This window comes from Enterococcus sp. 7E2_DIV0204 (assembly GCF_002140855.1).
Taxonomy (GTDB): Bacteria; Bacillota; Bacilli; order Lactobacillales; family Enterococcaceae; genus Enterococcus_L; species Enterococcus_L lemimoniae.
Map to the genome: position 1 here is coordinate 68,916 of NZ_NGKY01000001.1, position 3,706 is coordinate 72,621.

At 36.4% G+C, this 3,706-nt stretch carries 6 protein-coding genes; all 6 read right to left on the minus strand.

From position 1 onward, the window contains the following. Positions 1-165: 165 nt before the first annotated feature. Positions 166-705 (minus strand): hypothetical protein, encoded by a 540-nt coding sequence (locus tag A5819_RS00395; RefSeq protein WP_086281251.1) that lies wholly within the window; start codon positions 703-705, stop codon positions 166-168. Between the two features lie 17 nt (positions 706-722). Then, positions 723-1,610 (minus strand): hypothetical protein, encoded by an 888-nt coding sequence (locus A5819_RS00400; protein WP_086281247.1) that lies wholly within the window; start codon positions 1,608-1,610, stop codon positions 723-725. A 155-nt stretch (positions 1,611-1,765) separates the two neighbouring features. Further along, on the minus strand, positions 1,766-2,323 hold the full coding sequence (locus tag A5819_RS00405) for a hypothetical protein (protein ID WP_086281243.1): 558 nt from the start codon (positions 2,321-2,323) through the stop codon (positions 1,766-1,768). A gap of 31 nt (positions 2,324-2,354) precedes the next feature. Then, complete coding sequence (locus A5819_RS00410) at positions 2,355-3,224, minus strand: ribonuclease domain-containing protein (protein WP_086281238.1); 870 nt, start codon at positions 3,222-3,224, stop codon at positions 2,355-2,357. 162 nt (positions 3,225-3,386) lie between these two features. After that, positions 3,387-3,557: an RHS repeat-associated core domain-containing protein gene (locus A5819_RS20050; protein WP_176271327.1), complete on the minus strand. Its 171-nt coding sequence runs from the start codon at positions 3,555-3,557 to the stop codon at positions 3,387-3,389. Then, positions 3,487-3,706, minus strand: a 220-nt coding sequence (locus A5819_RS19465) for a hypothetical protein (RefSeq protein WP_217809033.1), incomplete at its 5' end; no start/stop codon positions are given. The genes A5819_RS19465 and A5819_RS20050, both read right to left, overlap by 71 nt.

Sequence of the window (3,706 nt, forward strand, 5' to 3'; positions counted from 1 at the left end):
GATGGGAATGAGAAGTTTCCAGTATCTAGATCTGGTTTAGGTATCGTTGTTACAGGGGGGCTACCTCTATGTATATATCCAGAGCAACTAAAATATAAAGCTACTCTGGATTTTTAAATTCTATTTTCAATTCACAATCAATAAGAAATAGCACTTATTACTAGATTAAGTTTGGTATAATTCACCATACTTTTCAATTTTTTTATATTCTATTTCAATCTTTTGAATAGCAGAATTCAAAAGATTATTTTTATTTATCTCCCGTAAACCATTAATAATATTTTCCAACACTTTTTTCCATTCTGCGACAAAACCCTTTTTTGATAATTCTATTCTAGAATCATCATTTAACAGTTTTTTCGTTCCTCCCACAACTGATGTCCACTCTGAATCAATTGTTAAGCAATCATTACTCTGCCAAGACATATTCCAAACACCATGAAATGAACTTGAAGGCCATTCAATAGTCAGAGTTCCTTCTTCTTTCGTTCGAAGCTGAAATAGCATTTCTAAAACATCATCTATCAGTTCACTTAAATTATATTTATACGAAACAACTATTGGAATATAATTCCAAAACATTATCATATCTTCAGTATGCAAAATATAAGCACTTTCTATTAAATCAGACAAATCTGAAATATCTTCTATTTCCATTGCTCCATTACTATTTATTTTTGGGTTACTTGCTTGTATTCTAAACATTACAAAATTTTCCTTTCTTATTCTGATGGATATCCATGAAATGTGCCTGTTCCATTATTTCTTATCCATATCCTTTTAGCTGGAACTGTACTCCCATCCGGTTTATGAACAACTGAAGATGAACCCGGCGGTAAATCGAAGTACCCACTCTCTCTTGCTCCTAATTTTTTTGCTATTTCAGAAGCATAATCCAAATCTTTATTACTCCACTGTCCCTGAGGTGTTCCTTCGCTTTTAGCTGTAGCAGGTCCTTCTTTCCAGTTCACCCCATGCTTTTTACTACCTTTGTATTTTGCTTCTGGTTTTATTGAGGTATTTTTATTAGTATCTTTCGCTATTTTCTGAATATAATCCCCAATAAAACAGCCTACTATCCCATTCGCAAGGTCTTGTGCACTTGGGATTTTCGGTAATGACGGAAACGAGAAGTTTCCACTATCTATATCTAAACCTGGTTTAGGAATCGTCGTTATAGGTGGGACTACTGGTACTCTTGGTATTGGGATTACGAATGCCGTTCCTATTACAAGCCCTTTATTCTTAACCGTCCATTTCTTATCTGCCGTATCACAAGCTTTCTTAATTCGAACAGTTGCCATGGCACGCGTTGCTTTCGCACGTTGAACTTGTACTTGATAGCGATACGCCGCACTTTGATAGTATAACGCTTGATTGTACGTCTGATACCCTACAGGTTGACCATTTCTTCCCCGGATATAATTGACACCTACGTAATTGCGCCGTGGAGTATACGATCTTGCCACATAGTTCCCTATATAGTTAATCCCTGAGGCAACCCCACTCCAAGAACTTGGCGAACGATACGCTGGGGGAACAATCGCATTCCAGACAGTGTTGACAACTCTCTTTACGCCATTCCAAACATTTCTGACCGTTTTCTTCACATTATTCCATGCTTTAGACCACCAACTAGCATTTCCGCTGCGGTCACGGTATTTCTTTTGATTACTATATGTATATAGCTAACATAAGCCGTGTACACTTATGTTAGCTAATTATTTTCCCAGCTAAATAATTTAATTCTTAAAAAAGAACTTTTTTACATAATTTCACTCCAAAAAGGAATAAAATTCTTTTTTTTCTTATAGTACTCTATATTTTTTTCTTTCAACTTGAACTCATACTGTAGATAAGAAAATAATGTTTCTCCATAGTAAATAATATCAGATCCAACTATAGAAATAACTGGATTAGGTGTTAGTTCTAACTCTGAAATATACCTATGAGAATAGATAGGGATTAACCGCGGAGCCTGATTAAGATGGTCCAAAATTTTTTTATTTCTTTCCTTTTCATCCTTTGGTTCCTTCCCCCAGTATACTTCATCCCAATCAACATCATTTAAACTTTCTTTTATTCCTTTTATAGGCGCTTGTATTCTGAGTTTATTTTTCTCTATATTTTCTTTCGATAAATCTCTCCAATTAACAAAACTGTATGAAACTGGTAATCCATAGCCATAAAATTTCTTTAAGTCAAGAGGAAATCTAATCTTATATACCTTTTCAATTTTTTCAATCTCTTTATTATCCATTCCTATTTCAAAATCAACTCCTTTTGATTTCAAAGCAGATATTAATTCTGACCATTTTTCCATTTCATTGTCTGTCCCTTCAGATTTATACTTTTTATTTTACTTTCTTAAATGTGTCATAATGATCATCTGTATACCAAGCATTCCCCTCTTCATCAACTACAAGTCTTTCTGCATTTCTATCTTGCCCTTTTACTTTAGGATCAACATCATACTCTTTATATTTTCCATCTGGTAATTTTTGTTTTCCAGGTTGAGGGTTGTTCTTATATTCCCTACCGCCTTTATAGCCATCTGGAGGCGTTCCTTTATTTTTTTTGATGTGATCTAACACATCTCGTACTTTGTCTGGTACATTATCTGAATTACTATCTAAAGTTTCCCCATTCGCACTATAATAAGTTGTTTTTCCATTGGTTCGATCAATACTAATCCGTCTACGACCTAAATTATCAACAACTAATGAACCTCGTTGACCACTTACATTATAATCATTTGATGACCAACCTTTTGGTAGTCTATTCACCCCATAATTTCTAGCATCTATTCCGTCATCTGTTCGTAAGTCTTTTGCTCGCTGGTTGATTCCTTTCCCAATCAAATAGCCTGTTCCAATCAACAACCCGCCAAAAGCTCCTGTAAACAGAGCACTTGCTGCTTCTGTTGCGGTTAGTGTGCTACCTCCACCTATTAAAGTTGGAAGTCCTAACAGAGCCCCTGCACCCATTGATGACTTTTTAGTTCCTGTCCATTTCTTATCCGCTGTATCGCAGACTTTCTTGATGCGAACATTTGCCATGGCACGCGTTGCTTGCGCACGTTGAACCTGTACTTGATAGCGATAAGCCGCACTTTGATAGTATAACGCTTGATTGTATGTCTGATAGCCTACAGGTTGTCCATTTCTTCCTCGGATATAATTAACACCTACGTAATTGCGCCGTGGAGTATACGATCTTGCCACATAACTTCCTATATAGTTAATCCCTGAGGCAACCCCACTCCAAGAACTTTGCGAACGATAAGCTGGGGGAACAATCGCATTCCAGACAGTGTTGACGACTCTCTTTACGCCATTCCAAACATTTCTGACCGTTTTTTTTACATTATTCCAAGCTTTAGACCATCAACCTGCATTTCCGCTGCGGTCGCGGTATTTATGCGGGTTGTTTTCTACGTAAATATAGCGATTCTGACTCTGGGGTTGTTCCACTTTTCCATACCGACTATCTTCTTGTAAGAAACGTCCTATTGTGGTGCTGTATTCTCTGGCACATAAATGGATTCGACTGGTCATGGTATTCGCTGCGATAGCAGTATTCATTTTCTAAATACAAGTCCGCTTCCCCATATTCATTATACAAGGTAGACCAAACACCCTTAACTATATTCTCTGTAATCCATAAATCTAATGCAAACTTAACTTTATCCCAGTCAAATTTAGTC